The 16,177-nt window shown below is 64.9% G+C and carries 14 protein-coding genes; 7 read left to right on the top strand and 7 right to left on the bottom strand.

Features of this window, described 5'->3' with window-relative positions:
* Positions 1-75: 75 nt before the first annotated feature.
* From ACUCV0_RS13400 to ACUCV0_RS13380, 5 genes are all read right to left on the bottom strand, one after another.
* A complete protein-coding gene (locus tag ACUCV0_RS13400) occupies positions 76-246 on the bottom strand; it encodes a hypothetical protein (protein WP_167348573.1) in 171 nt (56 codons plus the stop codon).
* Positions 247-365: 119 nt separating this feature from the next.
* Complete coding sequence (locus ACUCV0_RS13395; protein ID WP_059316623.1) at positions 366-1,307, bottom strand: LysR family transcriptional regulator; 942 nt, start codon at positions 1,305-1,307, stop codon at positions 366-368.
* Positions 1,308-1,520: 213 nt separating this feature from the next.
* Positions 1,521-4,571, bottom strand: coding sequence for an efflux RND transporter permease subunit (locus ACUCV0_RS13390; RefSeq protein ID WP_059316624.1), 3,051 nt, complete (start codon positions 4,569-4,571; stop codon positions 1,521-1,523).
* Positions 4,568-5,638, bottom strand: a complete 1,071-nt coding sequence (locus ACUCV0_RS13385) for an efflux RND transporter periplasmic adaptor subunit (RefSeq protein WP_482212903.1) — start codon at positions 5,636-5,638, stop codon at positions 4,568-4,570. The genes ACUCV0_RS13390 and ACUCV0_RS13385 overlap by 4 nt, the downstream gene beginning before the upstream one ends.
* Positions 5,635-6,738 (bottom strand): efflux RND transporter periplasmic adaptor subunit, encoded by a 1,104-nt coding sequence (locus ACUCV0_RS13380; RefSeq protein WP_482212902.1) that lies wholly within the window; start codon positions 6,736-6,738, stop codon positions 5,635-5,637. The genes ACUCV0_RS13385 and ACUCV0_RS13380 overlap by 4 nt, the downstream gene beginning before the upstream one ends.
* A 308-nt stretch (positions 6,739-7,046) precedes the next feature.
* Here ACUCV0_RS13380 and ACUCV0_RS13375 point away from each other — a divergent pair, with 308 nt between their 5' ends.
* The gene (locus ACUCV0_RS13375) at positions 7,047-7,274 is read left to right on the top strand and encodes a hypothetical protein (RefSeq protein ID WP_059316627.1); all 228 of its coding nucleotides are present in this window, start codon (positions 7,047-7,049) and stop codon (positions 7,272-7,274) included.
* A gap of 126 nt (positions 7,275-7,400) precedes the next feature.
* Here the strand turns inward: ACUCV0_RS13375 and ACUCV0_RS13370 are convergent, their stop codons facing one another.
* Both ACUCV0_RS13370 and gabP read right to left on the bottom strand, forming a co-directional pair.
* Positions 7,401-7,610: a DUF1127 domain-containing protein gene (locus tag ACUCV0_RS13370; RefSeq protein ID WP_059316628.1), complete on the bottom strand. Its 210-nt coding sequence runs from the start codon at positions 7,608-7,610 to the stop codon at positions 7,401-7,403.
* Between the two features lie 351 nt (positions 7,611-7,961).
* The gene (gene gabP / locus ACUCV0_RS13365) at positions 7,962-9,350 is read right to left on the bottom strand and encodes a GABA permease (protein WP_059316629.1); all 1,389 of its coding nucleotides are present in this window, start codon (positions 9,348-9,350) and stop codon (positions 7,962-7,964) included.
* Between the two features lie 574 nt (positions 9,351-9,924).
* Between gabP and ACUCV0_RS13360 the strand changes: the two genes are divergently transcribed.
* The 6 genes from ACUCV0_RS13360 (at position 9,925) to gpmA (ending at position 16,081) form a co-directional block, all read left to right on the top strand.
* Positions 9,925-10,656 carry a gluconate 2-dehydrogenase subunit 3 family protein gene (locus ACUCV0_RS13360; RefSeq protein ID WP_271653364.1) on the top strand — a complete coding sequence of 244 codons (732 nt, stop codon included), beginning with the start codon at positions 9,925-9,927 and terminating at the stop codon, positions 10,654-10,656.
* Positions 10,656-12,443, top strand: a complete 1,788-nt coding sequence (locus tag ACUCV0_RS13355) for a GMC family oxidoreductase (RefSeq protein ID WP_482212901.1) — start codon at positions 10,656-10,658, stop codon at positions 12,441-12,443. Before ACUCV0_RS13360 ends, ACUCV0_RS13355 begins: the two co-directional genes overlap by 1 nt.
* A gap of 11 nt (positions 12,444-12,454) precedes the next feature.
* A complete protein-coding gene (locus tag ACUCV0_RS13350) occupies positions 12,455-13,798 on the top strand; it encodes a c-type cytochrome (RefSeq protein ID WP_482212900.1) in 1,344 nt (447 codons plus the stop codon).
* Positions 13,799-13,853: 55 nt separating this feature from the next.
* Positions 13,854-14,474, top strand: coding sequence for a DUF2268 domain-containing putative Zn-dependent protease (locus ACUCV0_RS13345; protein ID WP_482212899.1), 621 nt, complete (start codon positions 13,854-13,856; stop codon positions 14,472-14,474).
* 504 nt (positions 14,475-14,978) lie between these two features.
* Complete coding sequence (locus ACUCV0_RS13340; RefSeq protein WP_059316634.1) at positions 14,979-15,206, top strand: hypothetical protein; 228 nt, start codon at positions 14,979-14,981, stop codon at positions 15,204-15,206.
* Positions 15,207-15,334: 128 nt separating this feature from the next.
* The gene (gpmA, locus tag ACUCV0_RS13335) at positions 15,335-16,081 is read left to right on the top strand and encodes a 2,3-diphosphoglycerate-dependent phosphoglycerate mutase (RefSeq protein ID WP_044341142.1); all 747 of its coding nucleotides are present in this window, start codon (positions 15,335-15,337) and stop codon (positions 16,079-16,081) included.
* The last annotated feature ends 96 nt before the right edge of the window (positions 16,082-16,177 follow it).

The raw sequence follows: 16,177 nt of genomic DNA, 5'->3' as shown, positions 1-16,177 counted from the left end.
AAAGCCGCACCCAGAGGGTGCGGCTGAGAAAGACCAAAGGAGCAAAGAGGGGTGGTCTTTCGAAAACGGAGCGGCTCAGCGACGCAGGTTGGCGGCCGGAGCGGCCTGATCGCCGTAGTGCTGCATGGCGGCGTGGTTCTGGTCGATCAGCTTGTATCTCAGGCTGGGATTGTCATCGGCAGCGGCGAACTGGGCGGAGGTCAGGGCGGCAAGGGTCAGCAACAGGGCGGACAGAGGGCGTTTCATGGCGAACTCCTCAAAGGAATGTGTTCATTGGGGTACAGGACCATTCTAGGCAATGAACGCAGCCTAATAAATAGTATGCTAACTAAATCACTGTTACAGAACCTGCAACAAGCTTTGGGTTAGTCCTTGGCCCAGTACCGCTGATCTTCCAGCACCAGGTTCTCCACCTGCAGGCGCTCGGGCAGTTCTTCCTTGAGGAAGTCGATCCAGGTCTTGATCTTGGCGTCGAGAAAGCGCCGCGAGGGGTAGAGCGCATGGATATTGCGCTCGCGCAGGCGGAAGTTGGGCAGCAGCCGCACCAGGCTGCCGTCGCGCAGGTAGTTGACCGCGATATAGCTGGGCAGCAGGCAGATGCCCATGCCCTGCCGCGCCACGCTGGCCAGTGCCTCGGCCACATTGACCTGGAAGACATAGCGCGGCGCCACCTGCAGTTCGCCTTCGGGACCGGCGAAGACCCAGCGCTCGGAAAAATTCGGATCCATCAGGCGCAGGCAGTCGTGCTCGGCGAGCTCGGCCGGCACCTTGGGCGCCGGGCGTTGCGCCAGGTAGCTGGGCGCCGCGCAGACGACGCTGTAGACCCCACCCAGGCGCTGGGCGACGAAATCCGAATCGGCCAGTTCGGTGTCCAGGGTGATGGCGATGTCATGCCCATCCTCCAGCAGCGCCGGATGGTTCTGCGAGAGCGTCATGACGATCTCCACGTGCGGATAGCGGGCGCAGAAGCGTGACACCAGCGGTGCCAGCAACTGGGTACCCAGGCCGGTCATGGAGTGCAGGCGCAGATGGCCATGGGGTTTGAGATGCGCCCCGCTGGCTTCGGCTTCGGCCTCGCCGACATCCTGCAGGATGCGCCGGCAGCGCTCGAGGTAGCGCTCACCGGCCTCGGTCAGCGCCAGCCGCCGGGTGGTGCGGTGCAGCAGGCGCGTCTGCAGATGGCTTTCCAGTTCCGCCAACAGGCGCGACACCTGGGCCGTGGACAGGTCGAGGGTATGGGCGGCGGCCGTGAGGCTACCCAGATCCACGACCCGGACGAAGATGCGCATGCCTTGGAAGATATCCATTATTGCCTTTTTCGCAATGGAGTTTCGTCAAGCCGTCACTTTATTGAAAAAGTCACACGCACGATAGTGGTGCGGCGAGCTGCTGTGGATTCGACATTCTGTCCGCGCGAATCCTTCCCTCCGGCAGCGGCTCCTTGGATAGCTCCTTGCGGCCTTGTGGCAGATGTCTTCCGTAGAGACCTCCGCCAGAAGGCCGTTTTTTTTGCCTCCCGATCAGCCCTGACGCTCTGGCTCGCGAATGCGATAGCTGGCGATGTACAGCGCCGGCAGGAACAGCAGGGTGAGCAGCGTCGCCGCGACGATACCGCCGATCATGGCATAGGCCATAGGCCCCCAGAAGACCTCGCGGGCGATGGGAATCATGCCCAGGCTGGCGGCCGCCGCGGTCAGCAGAATGGGACGCCGCCGGTGCCGGGTGGCTTCCACCACGGCATCCCAGGGCGAGCGCCCGGCCTGCTCGAAGGCATCGATCTGCGTCACCAGGATTACCGAGTTGCGGATGATGATGCCGATCAGCGCCAGTACCCCGAGGATGGCGACGAAACCCAGCGGCTGGCCGAAGGGGATCAGCCCCAGCACCACGCCGATGAGGCCGAGGGGGGCCACGCTCGCCACCAGGAACAGCTTGCGGATGCTGTGCAGCTGGATCATCAGGAAGGTGGCCATGAGAAACAGCATCAGCGGCACCACCTCGGCGATGGGACCCTGGGCCTTGCTGCTCTCCTCCACCGTGCCGCCCACGGCCACGTCATAGCGTGGCGGCAGCTTGGCGATGAAGGCATCGACGTCCGGCTGCAGCTGCTTGACCAGGTCGGGCGCCTGGGTGTCGCTGAGAATCGAGGCCTTGAGGGTAATGGTGGGCAGGCGATCACGCCGCCACACGAGCGGCTGCTCCAGGGCGTAGTCGATGCGCGCGAAGGCCTTGAGCGGCACCGCGACACCCTGGGGGGTCATGATCTGCAGATTTTCCAGGGTCTCCACCGAGCGCCGCTCGGCTTCGCTGGCGCGGGCCACGACGTTGACCAGATAGATGTCGTCGCGCACCTGGGTCACCGGGGTGCCGGTCACCACGCCGTTGAGGATCTGCGCCACGTCCTGGGAGGAGAAGCCCAGCTGCCGCGCCTTGTCCTGGTTGACCTCGACCTTGAGCATCCGCGCCGGCTCGTTCCAGTCGTAGAGGAAGTCGCCCAGCTGGGGGCTCTTGCCCAGCACGCTGGCCAGGGCCAGGGCCTGGCGACGTACCTCGGCGACCTCAGGGCCACTGATGCGGTACTGGATCGGCCGCCCCACCGGCGGGCCCATTTCCAGCGGCTGGACGTAGCCGGACAGGCCGACGAAGTCCTGGCGCAGCCGCTGCTTGAGCTTGGGCAGGAGCCGGTTGCGCGCCTCCAGGTCCTTGGCCACCAGGATGACCTGACCATAGAAGGGGTTCTCCAGCTGCTGGTCCAGCGGCAGATAGAAGCGCACCGCGCCCTGGCCGACATAGGAACTCCAGTGGGCGACATCCGGATCGTCGGCGAGGGTCTTCTCGAATCTGTCCATCTGCGCCCGCGTGGCGTCGAGGGAGGCATTCTGCGGCAGATTGAAGTCGATCAGCAGCTCGGGACGATCCGAGGACGGGAAGAACTGGTTCTGCACGAACTTCATGGCGAACAGCGCCGCGGCGAACAGCAGCACCGTCAGGATGATGGTCAGCCAGCGATGGCGCATGGCGCCCAGCAGCAGGCCGTCGGACCAGCGCGCCAGGCGCCCGGGTTGGTCGTGATCCTTCTGCTTCACCTTTTTCGGCAGGATGTGCACGCCGATCACTGGCGAAAAGAACACCGCTACGATCCAGGACAGCAGCAGCGCCACGGCGATCACCGCGAACAGGGTGAAGGTGTATTGGCCGGCACTGCTGGAGTTGAGGCCGATGGGCACGAAGCCGGCCACCGTCACGAGGGTGCCGGTGAGCATGGGGAAGGCGGTCGACTCGTAGGCGAAGGTCGCCGAGCGGTGCAGCGACTCGCCCTCCTCCCGCTTGGTCACCATCATCTCCACGGTGATCATGGCGTCGTCTACCAGCAGGCCCAGGGCGATGATCAGCGCGCCGAGGGAAATCCGCTGCATGGTGATGCCGCTGTATTCCATGAAGACGAACACCAGCGCCAGGGTCAGGGGGATCGACAGCGCCACCACTAGGCCGGCGCGCACGCCGAGGCTGATGAAGCTCACCACCAGCACGATGATGACCGCCTCGAACAGCGCCTGGGTAAAGCCGCCCACGGCCTTTTCCACTACCTGCGCCTGATTGGAGACCACGTGCACACCGATGCCCACCGGCAGCTCGCCGGTCAGCTCACGCATCTTCTCGGTCAGGGCCGCGCCAAAGGTCTGGATGTTGCCGCCGCTGCTCATGGCGATGGCCAGGCCAATGGCCGGCTGGCCGTTGTAGCGAAACAGCGAACTGGGCGGATCGGCGTAGCCGCTGCGGATGTCGGCCAGGTCGGTGAGGCGATAGAAGCGGTCGTCGATGCGCAGATTGACCGCGGCGAGATCGGCGGTGGAACGGAATTCGCCACTGGTGCGCACGCTGATGCGCTCGGCCCCGGACTCGATGGTTCCCGAGGGCGTCACCGCGTTCTGCTGCTGCAGACTCTGCATCACCTGGCGCTGGTCCAGCCCCAGGGCGGCCAGTTTGCGGGTGGAGAAGTCCAGGTAGATGACCTCGTTTTCCGCGCCGATCAGCTGCACCTTGCCGATGCCCGGCACGCTGCGGATCTCGCGGCGCACCTGCTCCACCTGGTCGCGCAGCTGGCGCATGCTGAAGCCGTCGCCGGTGAAGGCATAGATGCTGCCGAAGACATCGCCGAATTCATCGTTGAAGGCCGGCCCCTGGATGCCCTGGGGAAAGTCGCCCTGGATGTCCGAGACCTTCTTGCGTACCTGGTACCAGATGTCGGGAATCGCCTTGGCCGGCGTGGTGTCGCGCAGATAGACGAACACGGTCGACTGGCCCGGCCGGGTGAAGCTCTTGGTGTAGTCGAGGGAGTCCAGCTCTTCGAGCTTCTTCTCCACCCGCTCGGTGACCTGGCGCAGGGTCTCCTCGGTGGTCGCCCCCGGCCAGCGGGTCTGGATGACCATGGTCTTGATGGCGAAGGACGGGTCTTCCTCCCGGCCCAGCTTCATATAGGAGAAGACGCCCATCAGCAGGGCGACGAACATCAGGTACCAGACGAAGGATTGGTGGCGTAGCGCCCAGTCCGACAGGTTGAAGCCTTTCATGGCCGTGCGTCCTCTTGATCCTTCACCCGCTGCCCCTCCTCGAGACTGTTGACGCCCGCGATCACTACCCGCTCACCGGCGCTCAGCCCCTTGCCGATCCAGGCCAGGCCCTCGGCCTCGCGTACGACCTCAACCGGACGCTGACGCACCCGCGCCTGCTCGCCTTTGCCCTCCACCACCCAGACCAGGGTCTGACCGTCCTGGCGGCGTAGCGCCTTCGCCGGCAGCGGTAGGCCGGCGATCGGCGGCGCTTCCAGCTCACCCTGTACCAGGCTGCCGATGCGCAGCGCGGCGGGTGGATTATCCAGGGTCAGGCGTACCCGCCGGGTGCGGGTGGTGGCATCGGCCTGGGGCTCGATCTCGCGGACCCGCCCCGTCACCGCGACGTCCGGGTCCAGCGCCATGCGCACCGTCAGCGGCTGCTCGGGCCTGAGGTGGTCGATGGCCGGCGCTGGGAGATCCAGCACCGCCTCGCGAATGTCCGGGCGGGCGACGCGTACCACCGGCTGACCGGCGGACACCACCTGACCAACCTCGGCCTGCCAGGCGGTGATCACACCGTCGAAATCGCTGTAGAGCTCGGCATAGTTGCGCTGGTCGCGAGCCTGGCGCTCGGCGCTCCGGGCCTGTTCGCGCGCGGCCTCCAGGGTATGCAGCCGGGTCAGTGCCTGGTCCAGCTGGGAGCGCGAGCCGACGCCCTGGTCGAACAACTGTTGCTGACGCCTGGCATCGTTGCGGGCATCGCGCCACTGGGCGTCGGCGTCGGCCGTCTGGCCCTGGCGACTGCGCAGGGCATTGTCCTGGTCGGTGGGGTCCAGCGCCGCCAGCAGCTGGCCGCGCCGAACCGACTGGCCCACGTCCAGCAGGCGCCGGGTCATGCGGCCGCCGACGCGAAAGCCCAGCACGCTCTCGTAGCGTGCCTGGATACTGCCGGCGAAAACCTCACGCTGGGGCGGCGGTGCGCTCAGGGTCAGGGTCGCTACCGGCCTGATCGGCGGTGGCGGGGCCTCGTCGTCGGAACAGCCGGCCAGGACCAGCAGCAGGCAGAGCGGCAGCCAAGGCTTCATGGCCGCACCTCGTTGAAGGTGGACCGCTCGGCGACCTCGACCTTCTGGCCAGGGCTCAGCGCCTGGCCACCGGCGACCACGATGCGGTCGCCGGCCTTGAGGCCGTCGCTGACGATGATGCTGTCGCGGGTATAACGCTCGATGCGCAGCGGTTGCAGGCTGACCCGGCCATTTTCATCGAGACGCCAGACGGCGGGCTGATCGGTGGTGCCGTTCAGCGCCGTCCAGGGCAAGGCGAAACCCTGTCCGGCCACGCCCTCCACCTGCGCATTGACCACCGCGCCGAGGGTCATGGCGGCGGGCGGCCGGTCAAGCTGCACCTTGATGCGCACCGTACCGCTGCTGGCCACCGTTGGGGCGATCTCGCGCAGGGTGCCCTGGGTAGCGACCGCGGGCTGTGCCTGCAAGGCGATGGGCAAGGTCTGGCCGACCTTGAGTTCGCGGGCAAGGGATTCGTAGAGATCGAAGACGGCATCGAGTTCGCCGCTCACCGCCAGGTCGAAGATCGCCGCCCCGGCCTGCACCACCTGGCCGGCCTCGGCGTGGCGAGCGGTGAGCACGCCCGCGGCGCTGGCGCGCAATTCGGTATAGCCAAGCTGCTTGCGCGCATCGTCGCGCTGGGCCACGGCGGTCTGCAGGGCGCTGCGAGCGCCTTCGAGCGTGGCCTGGGCCTGGTCATACTGGCTGCGACTGGTATAGCCCTTGGGCAGGAGCGCCGCCTGACGCTCGAAATCGATACGTGCCAGGCGCGCACGAGCCTCCTGGGCTTCCACCTGTGCCTGGGCGGCGGCCAGGTTGTTGCGCAGATCCTGGGGATCTAGCCGCGCCAGCACCTGGCCTGCGTGCACCCGGTCACCCACGTCCGCCAGACGCTCGCTGATCTTGCCACTCACCCGGAAACCGAGCGGCGCCTGTACCCGCGCCTGGATATCGCCCGTGAAGGGGATGCGCTGGGTATCGTTCACGGGACTCAACTGCGCCACCACCACCCGCGCCAGTTCCTCGGTGGGAGGTTGTTCCTGGGAGCAGCCCGGTAACAGCGTCACCAGGGTCAGAGCAACCGTTACCTGGCAGAGGGAAGCAAGGCGGAGAGCCCTCATGATTGTCCTTATCGGTGGAAGAGGCGCGATCTGCGAACTGACCACGCGCGCCGCAGGGGGTTCGTCTCACGAATTGTCCGGCGCAGGGCGACGCTTGGGAAGCGTCATGGCCAGCGTCCTGCGCAGACTACCGGCTTCCGAGCGGCAACTTGCCCACAAATGTTCACAAATGCCCTGGAACCCGGCATTCCGCACCGTAGTCAACTGCAACGTGCGCTGTGGACCTATGAGGCCGCAGCTGATGCCCGCCTCCCTTCCGGACCGGGCCCCATCAGATTCACAGGTTTATTTCGACGAGGCCGTTACTCATGAAAAAGCTGCTGATCACCTCTACCGCTGCTGTGATGCTGTCGATGGCCACGGGTGTCTTCGCGGCCGAAACCTCCAAGAGCGCCACCGCGGTCAATGGCTCTGCCACCGAAGCCGTGCCGGGCAAGACCACTGTCAAGGGTGGTGCCGACGGCGGTGCCGAAGTGCCGTTCAAGACCGAAAAGCCCAACAAGGTCGACGCGCGCAACCAGAACAACATGCAGTAACCCCAGCGCCAGGCTGGCGGTAACGAAAAAGCCCCGGCATGCCGGGGCTTTTTGCTGCCTGCTATCAACGGCAGACAAAACAAACCCCGCCGAGGCGGGGTTCGTGAAACTGTGCAGCAGCCGGGCTTAGCGCCAGAACGGCTTGTGCATTTCCTGGTAGCGCTGAGCCTCGGTGATACCGGCATCGGCCAGCATACGGGCATCCAGGCGAGCCAGTTCATTACGGCTGGCGATGCGGCGCTGCCAGGTGGACAGGGTGGAGATAACGCGCAGGGCAGCGGGCACACGGTTGCTGGGCTGGGCGTTGTACAGCGAGGAACTGAAGGTGCGTTCCATGGTGGCTTTCCTTCCCGCTTGTGACGGGTACTGGTCATCGAATGGCGCCATTGTCTCGCCAGGCGAGTGCTACCACCAGTAACAGTACAAAGAAAGGTTCGCGGATCACCAGGCACACAATTGCAACTGTACTGCTGCAATTTGGGTCACTCTGTAACGCCATGCACCATTGCAGTGCAAAATGTAGTTACCAGAGGGAACATCGAGAAGATTCGAGCTGTACAGTTGGGCTGCGACCAACGAAACAGGAGTGCTGTTCTACCTGTTACCGCGCCTGCTGTCCAGTCAGGACGATGGTGCGCCTCATAAAGAAGCGACTCCGGCACGCCAGGCACCGGAGCCGCCTGTAACTCAACGCGCGGCAGCAGCCAGGGTCGGGGTACCGGGCTGGCGGCGGCCTACCCAGGTACCGATGGCCACGACCACCAGGGCCAGCAGACCGGTTGCCAGAATCTCGAAGCGGTGAGCGTCGCTGAACAGCATCACGGTCAGGGCGCCGACGATGAAGACGATCACCGCCCAGGTCAGCCAGGGGAACAGCCACATGCGAAATTCCAGACGCTCACCACGGGCCATCAGCTTGCGTCTCAGGCGCAGCTGGGTCACGGCGATCACCAGGTAGACCAACAGGGCGACGGCACCGGAGGTGGACAGCAGGAAGCTGAACACCGCCTCGGGCATGGTGTAGTTGGCGATGGTGGTCAGGAAGCCGACGGCGGTACTGGCCAACACGGCAGTGCGTGGCACACCGGCACTGGACGCACGACCCATCTTGGCCGGGGCATCGCCGCGGCGAGCCAGGGAATAGAGCATGCGCGACGCGGTGTACAGCGCCGAGTTCAGGCAGCTGGCGACGGCGACCAGGACCACGCAATCGACGATCAGCTTGGCGTTGGGAATGGACAGCACTTCCAGGGCGCGCTGGTAGGAACCCACCAGCGGCAGCTGGGCGTCGTTCCAGGGCACCATGGACACCACCAGGAAGATGGAGACCAGATAGAACAGCGCGATCCGCCAGATCACCGAGTTGGTGGCTTTGCTGATCTGCCGGGACGGATCCTTGGATTCGGCCGCGGCGATGGTGACGATCTCGGTGCCCATGAAGCTGAACATGGTGGTCAGCAGGGCGCCCAGTACAGCGCCAAAGCCATTGGGCATGAAGCCGCCGGTATGGGCCATCAGATTGCTCAGGCCACTCACCTCGCGACCTGGCAGGGCACCGACCAGCGCAGCCGCGCCCAGGGCGATGAAGGCGACGATGGCAATGACCTTGAGCAGGGCGAACCAGAATTCGAACTCGCCGTACTTGGCAACGCTGAACAGGTTGGTCACGGTCAGGATGCCCGTGATGATCAGGGCGAACTGCCAGGTGGCAATGGCCGGGAACCAGGCATTGAGGATGGCAGCGGCGGCCACGGCTTCCAGCGGAATCACCAGTACCCAGAACCACCAGTACAGCCAGCCGATGGTAAAGCCGGCCCAGCGACCGATGCCCTGTTGGGCATAGGACGAGAAGGAGCCGGTATCGGGCGAGGCGACCGCCATTTCACCCAGCATGCGCATGACCAGTACCACCAGAGTACCGGCCAGGGCGTAGGCCAGCAGCACGGCGGGACCGGCAGCGGCGATGGCATGACCGGAACCGACGAACAGACCGGCACCGATCACTCCAGCGATGGACAACATGGTCACATGGCGCGGTTTGAGCGCCGGAGAGAGGTTGCATTCTACGTTGGACATAAGGTGTTACCTGACAACGGAAAGCCTCCCAAGTGCAACTTGCGCGCCACCCCCGCTGAAATCGGCACAAAATGAACTCAAAGGGTGCAACGCTTCGCGCAAAGCCGCGAAAAAGCGGCACTTTGCCTAGCTATTGCACTAACCATTTGATGTGCAAAACGATTTCTTTCGTGTGCCGCTGCGCTTCTACCTTGCTTCGTTAGGTATCACTTTGTGCAACTTGCACCATCATGGTGCCGACAAAGGTGGAACCTCAGGTAACCGCATGTGACGAGGATGCTGCTGCCTCCACGCGGCGAGGCAGCAGGGAGGCCTGGCTCTCCTCAAGAAATATCCTTTCCACGGTAAAGGTCCATCGCAGCTGCTCGGACTGACGAAATCAGGACTTTAAAGGCCGACAAAGGGGCTTTTGCGCATCGCCGCACGGGTAAAGGGAACTTGAATGGCTGCCAAGCCTCTGCACAGCTGCGACAAAATGTAACTGCAGTGGCCATATATTGGTAATATTCCAACATATTAGCTAGCTAACCATAAGCCCTGCGGATCACGTCGGGCACCTGATGAGACCCTGATCATGTCCGCAGACGATTCCGTCCCGGCCCGTCGCGACTTCCTGCGCAAGTCCCTGAGCCTGATTCCCGTGGTCGCCCTGGCGGGCGGTGCAACCTCAGGCCTGGCACTCGCCGCGCCCACACCGGAAAACAAGCCCGGCAGCAGTCCACGCGCCGACCACTATCAGCCGGTGTTCTTCACCGCCGAGGAGTGGGCCTTCGTACAGGCGGCTGTGGCCCGGCTGATTCCAGCGGACGAACTAGGCCCGGGTGCCCTGGAAGCCGGCGCGCCGGAGTTCATCGATCGGCAGATGCAGACCGCCTATGCCCGCGGTGGCCTCTGGTACATGCAGGGCCCCTTCGCCGCCGATGCCGCGCCGGAAATGGGCTATCAGAGTCGCCTGGTGCCGCAGGATCTCTATCGCCTGGGGATCGCCGCAGTGGACCGCTGGACCCGTCAGCAACACGGCAAGGTATTCGCCGAGCTTGCACCCGCCGAGCAGGACGCAACTCTCAAGGCCCTGGAAGGCGGTGACGCCGCCCTGGACGGCGTACCGGCCAAGTTGTTCTTCGCCCAGCTGCTGCAGAACACCAAGGAAGGTTTCTATTGCGATCCGCTGCACGGCGGCAACAAGGAACTGGTCGGCTGGAAACTGGTGAATTTCCCCGGAGCCCGCGCCGACTTCATGGACTGGGTGGAGCGTGACGAACGCTATCCGCTGCCCCCGGTCTCCATTCGCGGGGAGCGCGGTTGATGGCCAAGGTACTGCCCAGCAAGAACGTGGTGATCGTCGGCTTCGGCTGGACGGGGGCCATCATGGCCAAGGAACTGACCGAGGCCGGCCTGGACGTGGTGGCCCTGGAGCGCGGCAGCTACCGTGACACCTATCCCGACGGCTCCTATCCCCAGGTGATCGACGAACTCACCTACAGCATCCGCAAGAAGCTGTTCGTCGATGTGTCCAAGGAAACCGTCACCATCCGCCACAGCGTCAACGACGTCGCCCTGCCCAACCGCCAGCTGGGCGTCTTCCTGCCCGGCGATGGCGTGGGTGGCGCGGGCCTGCACTGGTCGGGCGTGCACTTCCGGGTCGATCCAGTGGAGCTGCGCCTGCGCAGCCACTATGAAGAACGCTACGGCAAGAAATTCATCCCCGACGGCATGACCATCCAGGACTTCGGCGTCAGCTACGCCGAGCTGGAGCCCTACTTCGACTTCGCCGAAAAGGTGTTCGGCACCTCGGGCACCGCCTGGAGCGTCAAGGGCCAGGTGGTAGGCGATGGCAAGGGCGGCAATCCCTATGCCCCGGATCGCTCCAGCGACTTCCCGCTGCCGGCGCAGAAAAACACCGTCTCGGCGCAGCTGTTCGAGAAGGCCGCGCGCGAGGTGGGCTATCACCCCTACAACCTGCCGTCGGCCAACACCTCGGGGCCGTACACCAACCCCTACGGTTGCCAAATGGGCCCCTGCAACTTCTGCGGCTACTGCAGCGGCTACGTCTGCTACATGTATTCCAAGGCCTCGCCGAATCTCAACATCCTGCCAGCGCTCAAGCAGGAGCCGCGCTTCGAGCTGCGCAGCCAGGCCCATGTGCTGCGGGTGAACCTGGACAGCACCGGCAAGAAGGCCACCGGGGTGACCTACCTGGACGCCCAGGGCCAGGAGCTGGAACAGCCAGCCGACATCGTCATCCTCGCCGCCTTCCAGTTCAACAACGTGCGCCTCATGCTGCTGTCGGGCATCGGCCAGCCCTATGATCCCAAGACCGGCGAGGGCGTGGTCGGGCGCAACTTCGCCTATCAGAACATGGCCACCATCAAGGCCTTCTTCCGCAAGGATCAGCACCACACCAATCCCTTCATCGGCGCCGGTGGCAATGGCGTGGCGGTGGACGACTTCAATGCCGACAACTTCGACCACGGCCCCCACGGCTTCGTCGGCGGCTCGCCCATGTGGGTCAACCAGGCCGGCACCCGGCCCATCGCCGGGGCGGCCAATCCGCCCGGCACACCCCAATGGGGCAGTGCCTGGAAAAAGGCCCAGGCCGGCTACTACAACCACCAGCTGTCGATGGACGCCCATGGCGCGCACCAGTCCTATCGCGACAACTACCTGGACCTGGATCCCACCTACCGCGACGCCTACGGCCAGCCGCTGCTGCGCATGACCTTCGACTGGAAGGACAACGACATCCGCATGACCCGCTTCATGGCGGCCAAGATGAAGAAGATCGCCGAGGCCATGAATCCCGAGCACATCAGCGTCTCGGTCAAGGATTTCGGCGGGCACTTCAACACCGCCAGCTACCAGACCACCCACCTCAACGGTGGCGCCATCATGGGCACCGATCCCAAGACCAGCGCGGTCAATCGCTACCTGCAGAGCTGGGACGTGCACAACGTCTTCGCGCCGGGCGCCTCGGCCTTTCCCCAGGGCCTGGGCTACAACCCCACCGGCCTGGTGGCGGCCCTGACCTACTGGGCGGCGCGCGCCATCCGTGAGCAATACCTGAAGAACCCCGGCCCCCTGGTGCAGGCATGAGAGGCGCGCCCATGATCCTCCGTACCCTCGCGACCCTGCTGCTGGGCGCCGGTCTGGCCATGACGGCCCAGGCCGCCGAAGACCCTGATCCGGCGCTGGTCAAGAAAGGCGAATACCTGGCCCGGGCTGGCGACTGCGTGGCCTGCCACACGGCGCCGGGCGGTCAGCCCTTCGCCGGCGGCCTGCCCATGCAGACGCCCATCGGTACTCTCTACTCGACCAACATCACCCCGGATCGGCAGACCGGCATCGGCGACTACAGCTTCGCCGACTTCGACGCCGCCATCCGCCAGGGCATCGCCAAGGAGGGACACACCCTCTACCCGGCCATGCCCTACCCCTCCTATTCCCGGGTGACCGAGGGGGACATGCGCGCCCTCTATGCCTACTTCATGCACGGGGTCACACCGGTCGCCCAGGCCAACCGCGACAGCGACATCCCCTGGCCGCTGTCCATGCGCTGGCCCCTGGCGATCTGGCGTCAGCTGTTCGCGCCCGAGGTGGTGCAATTCCAGCCGGCCCCGGACCAGGATCCGGTGGTGGCTCGCGGCGCCTATCTGGTGGAAGGCCTCGGCCACTGTGGCGCCTGCCACACACCACGCGCCTTCACCATGCAGGAAAAGGCCCTCTCGCCTGCCGATGGCAAGGACTTCCTGGCCGGCAGCGCACCCCTGGAAGGCTGGATCGCCAAGAATCTGCGTGGCGATCATCGCGATGGCCTGGGCAACTGGAGCGAAGACCAGCTGGTGCAGTTCCTCAAGACCGGTCGCTCCGCCGACAGCGCCGTGTTCGGTGGCATGACCGAGGTGGTGCAGCACAGTCTGCAATACCTGAGCGACGCCGACCTGCGTGCCATCGTCCGCTATCTCAAGGCCTTGCCGCCCAAGGATCCGCACGATGCGCCCTTCCAGCCCGATGGCCGCGCCGCCGCGGCGCTCTGGAAGGGTGACGACAGCGCCCGCGGGGCCCAGGTCTATGTGGACAACTGCGCCGCCTGCCACCGCACCGATGGCCAGGGCTACGACCGGGTGTTCCCGGCACTGGCCGGCAATCCGGTCCTGCGCACGGCCGACGCCAGTTCGCTGATCAACATCGTGCTCAAGGGCGGCACCCTCCCCGGCCTACATACGGCACCCTCGATGATCGTCATGCCGCCCTTCGGCTGGCGGCTGAACGACGCCCAGGTGGCCGATGTGGTCAGCTTCATCCGCGCCAGCTGGGGCAACGACGCCGCCCCGGTCAGCGCCGCCGACGTCGCCAAGTGGCGCACCGATGACACCCGCACCACCTCGGGCGATGACCTGGGCCAGGCCTTTGGTCACGGTCAGCCAGAGCCCCGCGAAGCGGGCAAGTAGCGAACGAAGGGGCGCGACCTCGTCTATAAAGACAGGCCGCCCCGGAGATGCCTGGATGTCCTGCGTATTACACCTGCTCAACGCCAGCGGTCGCCTGGACCCCTGGCGCGCCATCTTGGAAGAGACCTTCACCGATGCCCTGACCCGTATCGCTGCGCACTTGCCCGAGCAACGGGTAGACGTGGTGGTGCAGGCGGCCGCCTGGGTGATCCCGGAGTTGGGTCTGAATGGCTACAGCCCGGACGCCGAGCGGGTCTTTCTGACCCTGGACCCAGACAGCCCGCACCTGCAGCAAGCCTTCCCTGACCGCTTCACCGCCCTGCTCGGCCACGAATTGCACCATTGCCTGCGACATGCCGGTCCCGGTTATGGCAGCACCCTGGGTGAGGCCCTGGTCAGCGAAGGCCTGGCCTGCCAATTCGAGCGCGAGCTGATTGGCCGGCTGCCGTTCTATGCCCAGGCCGCCCCCCAGGACATGGCGGCACATTGGGAAGCCCTAGGTGCTGAACTGGACCAGCCGTACGATCACGCCCGCTGGTTCTTTGGCAGCGGCGACCTGCCTCGCCACCTCGGTTATGCCCTGGGCAGCTGGCGAGTCGGTCGGTACCTGCAGCGTCACGGCCTGACGGCTGCCACCAGCGGGCAACGCCCTGCTGATACCTTCCTCGCAGAATGATCTCAACGCCGCAGCCAAGCCGGATCGACCCCGGCGAATACCTCCGTTAGCCACTCGACCAGGCACGTAGTCGCGGCGAGGTCTGGCCACTGATGTCATTGCGCCGTCTGGTCCTCGCTCAGCGACCTTTCGTACAGGCCTGGAGACCATCAAGCCGATCGCCGACCGGCGGGCTTGCGTGGCTGGCATCGATCCTGCTAGCTTGATCGGGTTAGTACCAAGCTGACCCCAATCGCTGGACGCCTTTCCGCTCGTTGTAGCAGCGCGAAATCAGCGTCATCCGGATCGAATCGATCCCTCGATTGCTCAGGATCTGCCGCCCTGGCCTCTGAATCTCGTGCCCGGCCGGTTGCCTGCCTTCCCAAGTACTTACCTGCATGCCTGGGCATCTTGCCCACACGCTGCCTTCCTCCAGCCAGAGATTCAGCCGTCGGCCGTTATGGGTACGAGGTTGCTGGAGTTATTTCACCGCGCCGACTGAGCGTGGGTCCCAAGGATAGACAGATGAACATTCAAAATCAGGCCATCGCGGCCATGCAACACCTTCAAGCGGCCTTTGCACCGTTCCAATGCATCACCACCCCGGCTTCGCGCAAGGGCGGTTTCAGCTTTACCGTGGTCGACGAGCGCGGTGTCGCCTGCCGCAGCGAGCGTCTCTACCCCGAGCAGTACAACGCTGCGGCCGGGCTGGAACGCGTCATCGAACGCACCCGTCGCGCCCTGGTGGCCTGACACCCGACGCGAGTGCCGGACGCATCACGGTTTCCGTGATGCCCATGCCGGAAACCTCCATCTGCGGTATGTTTGGCACAGCTTCGCGTAGGCGTGAGCCAAACAATGAATCCCAAGATGGAGGTCGCATGTCGCAAGTCGTATTCATCCGCCATGGCCAGTCGGCGTGGAACCTGGAAAACCGCTTCAGTGGCTGGGCGGACGTGGATCTGACCGAACAGGGGATCCGCGAGGCCCACGAGGGCGGTCAGGCGCTCAAGGACGCCGGCTTCCTCTTCGACGTGGCCCATGTGTCGGTGCTCAAGCGCGCCGTGCGTACCCTGTGGCATGTGCAGGAAGGCATGGACCAGATGTGGCTGCCGGTCGTGAGCGACTGGCGCCTCAACGAGCGTCACTATGGTGGCCTGACCGGCCTGAACAAGTCCGAGACCGCCGCCAAGTATGGTGAGGAGCAGGTGCTGGTCTGGCGTCGCAGCTATGACGTACCGCCACCCGAGCAGAGTGTCGAGGAACAGCAGGCCCTGGCCGCCGATCCGCGCTATGCCGGTCTGTCGCTGGATCAGGTGCCGCGCACCGAGTGCCTCAAGGATTGCGTCGAACGCGTCCTGCCCTACTGGAACGAAGTCCTGGCACCGGCCATCCGCAGTGGCCAGCGCGTGCTGGTGGTCGCCCATGGCAACTCCATGCGCGCCCTGATCAAGTACTTGGACAACATCTCCGACAGCGACATCGTCAGCCTCAACATTCCCAACGGCGTGCCGCTGGTGTACGAGTTCGACGAGAACCTCAAGCCCACCAAGCACTACTACCTGGCCGACCCGGACGAGGTGGCTGCCAAGATGGCTGCAGTGGCCAATCAGGGCAAGGCGAAGTAAGGCGCTTGTTCGGGGCCATGGGCCGCTCCTACAGACCCCAAGGCAACCGTAGGAGCGGCCGCATCAGCGGACCACCATGGCCGCGATGAGCGATAA

The sequence above is a fragment of the Pseudomonas sp. VMV1 genome (genome assembly GCF_056790235.1).
Note: the sequence above shows the minus strand (reverse complement) of the source record. Positions and strands in the feature narration are given on the sequence as shown.

Excerpts from the sequence above, each read along its gene's own strand:
- ACUCV0_RS13400 (WP_167348573.1), bottom strand. The coding sequence starts at position 246 with ATGAAACGCCCTCTGTCCGCCCTGTTGCTGACCCTTGCCGCCCTGACC.
- ACUCV0_RS13395 (WP_059316623.1), bottom strand. The coding sequence starts at position 1,307 with ATGGATATCTTCCAAGGCATGCGCATCTTCGTCCGGGTCGTGGATCTG.
- ACUCV0_RS13390 (WP_059316624.1), bottom strand. The coding sequence starts at position 4,571 with ATGAAAGGCTTCAACCTGTCGGACTGGGCGCTACGCCACCAATCCTTC.
- ACUCV0_RS13385 (WP_482212903.1), bottom strand. The coding sequence starts at position 5,638 with ATGAAGCCTTGGCTGCCGCTCTGCCTGCTGCTGGTCCTGGCCGGCTGT.
- ACUCV0_RS13380 (WP_482212902.1), bottom strand. The coding sequence starts at position 6,738 with ATGAGGGCTCTCCGCCTTGCTTCCCTCTGCCAGGTAACGGTTGCTCTG.
- ACUCV0_RS13375 (WP_059316627.1), top strand. The coding sequence starts at position 7,047 with ATGAAAAAGCTGCTGATCACCTCTACCGCTGCTGTGATGCTGTCGATG.
- ACUCV0_RS13370 (WP_059316628.1), bottom strand. The coding sequence starts at position 7,610 with ATGGAACGCACCTTCAGTTCCTCGCTGTACAACGCCCAGCCCAGCAAC.
- gabP (WP_059316629.1), bottom strand. The coding sequence starts at position 9,350 with ATGTCCAACGTAGAATGCAACCTCTCTCCGGCGCTCAAACCGCGCCAT.
- ACUCV0_RS13360 (WP_271653364.1), top strand. The coding sequence starts at position 9,925 with ATGTCCGCAGACGATTCCGTCCCGGCCCGTCGCGACTTCCTGCGCAAG.
- ACUCV0_RS13355 (WP_482212901.1), top strand. The coding sequence starts at position 10,656 with ATGGCCAAGGTACTGCCCAGCAAGAACGTGGTGATCGTCGGCTTCGGC.
- ACUCV0_RS13350 (WP_482212900.1), top strand. The coding sequence starts at position 12,455 with ATGATCCTCCGTACCCTCGCGACCCTGCTGCTGGGCGCCGGTCTGGCC.
- ACUCV0_RS13345 (WP_482212899.1), top strand. The coding sequence starts at position 13,854 with ATGTCCTGCGTATTACACCTGCTCAACGCCAGCGGTCGCCTGGACCCC.
- ACUCV0_RS13340 (WP_059316634.1), top strand. The coding sequence starts at position 14,979 with ATGAACATTCAAAATCAGGCCATCGCGGCCATGCAACACCTTCAAGCG.
- gpmA (WP_044341142.1), top strand. The coding sequence starts at position 15,335 with ATGTCGCAAGTCGTATTCATCCGCCATGGCCAGTCGGCGTGGAACCTG.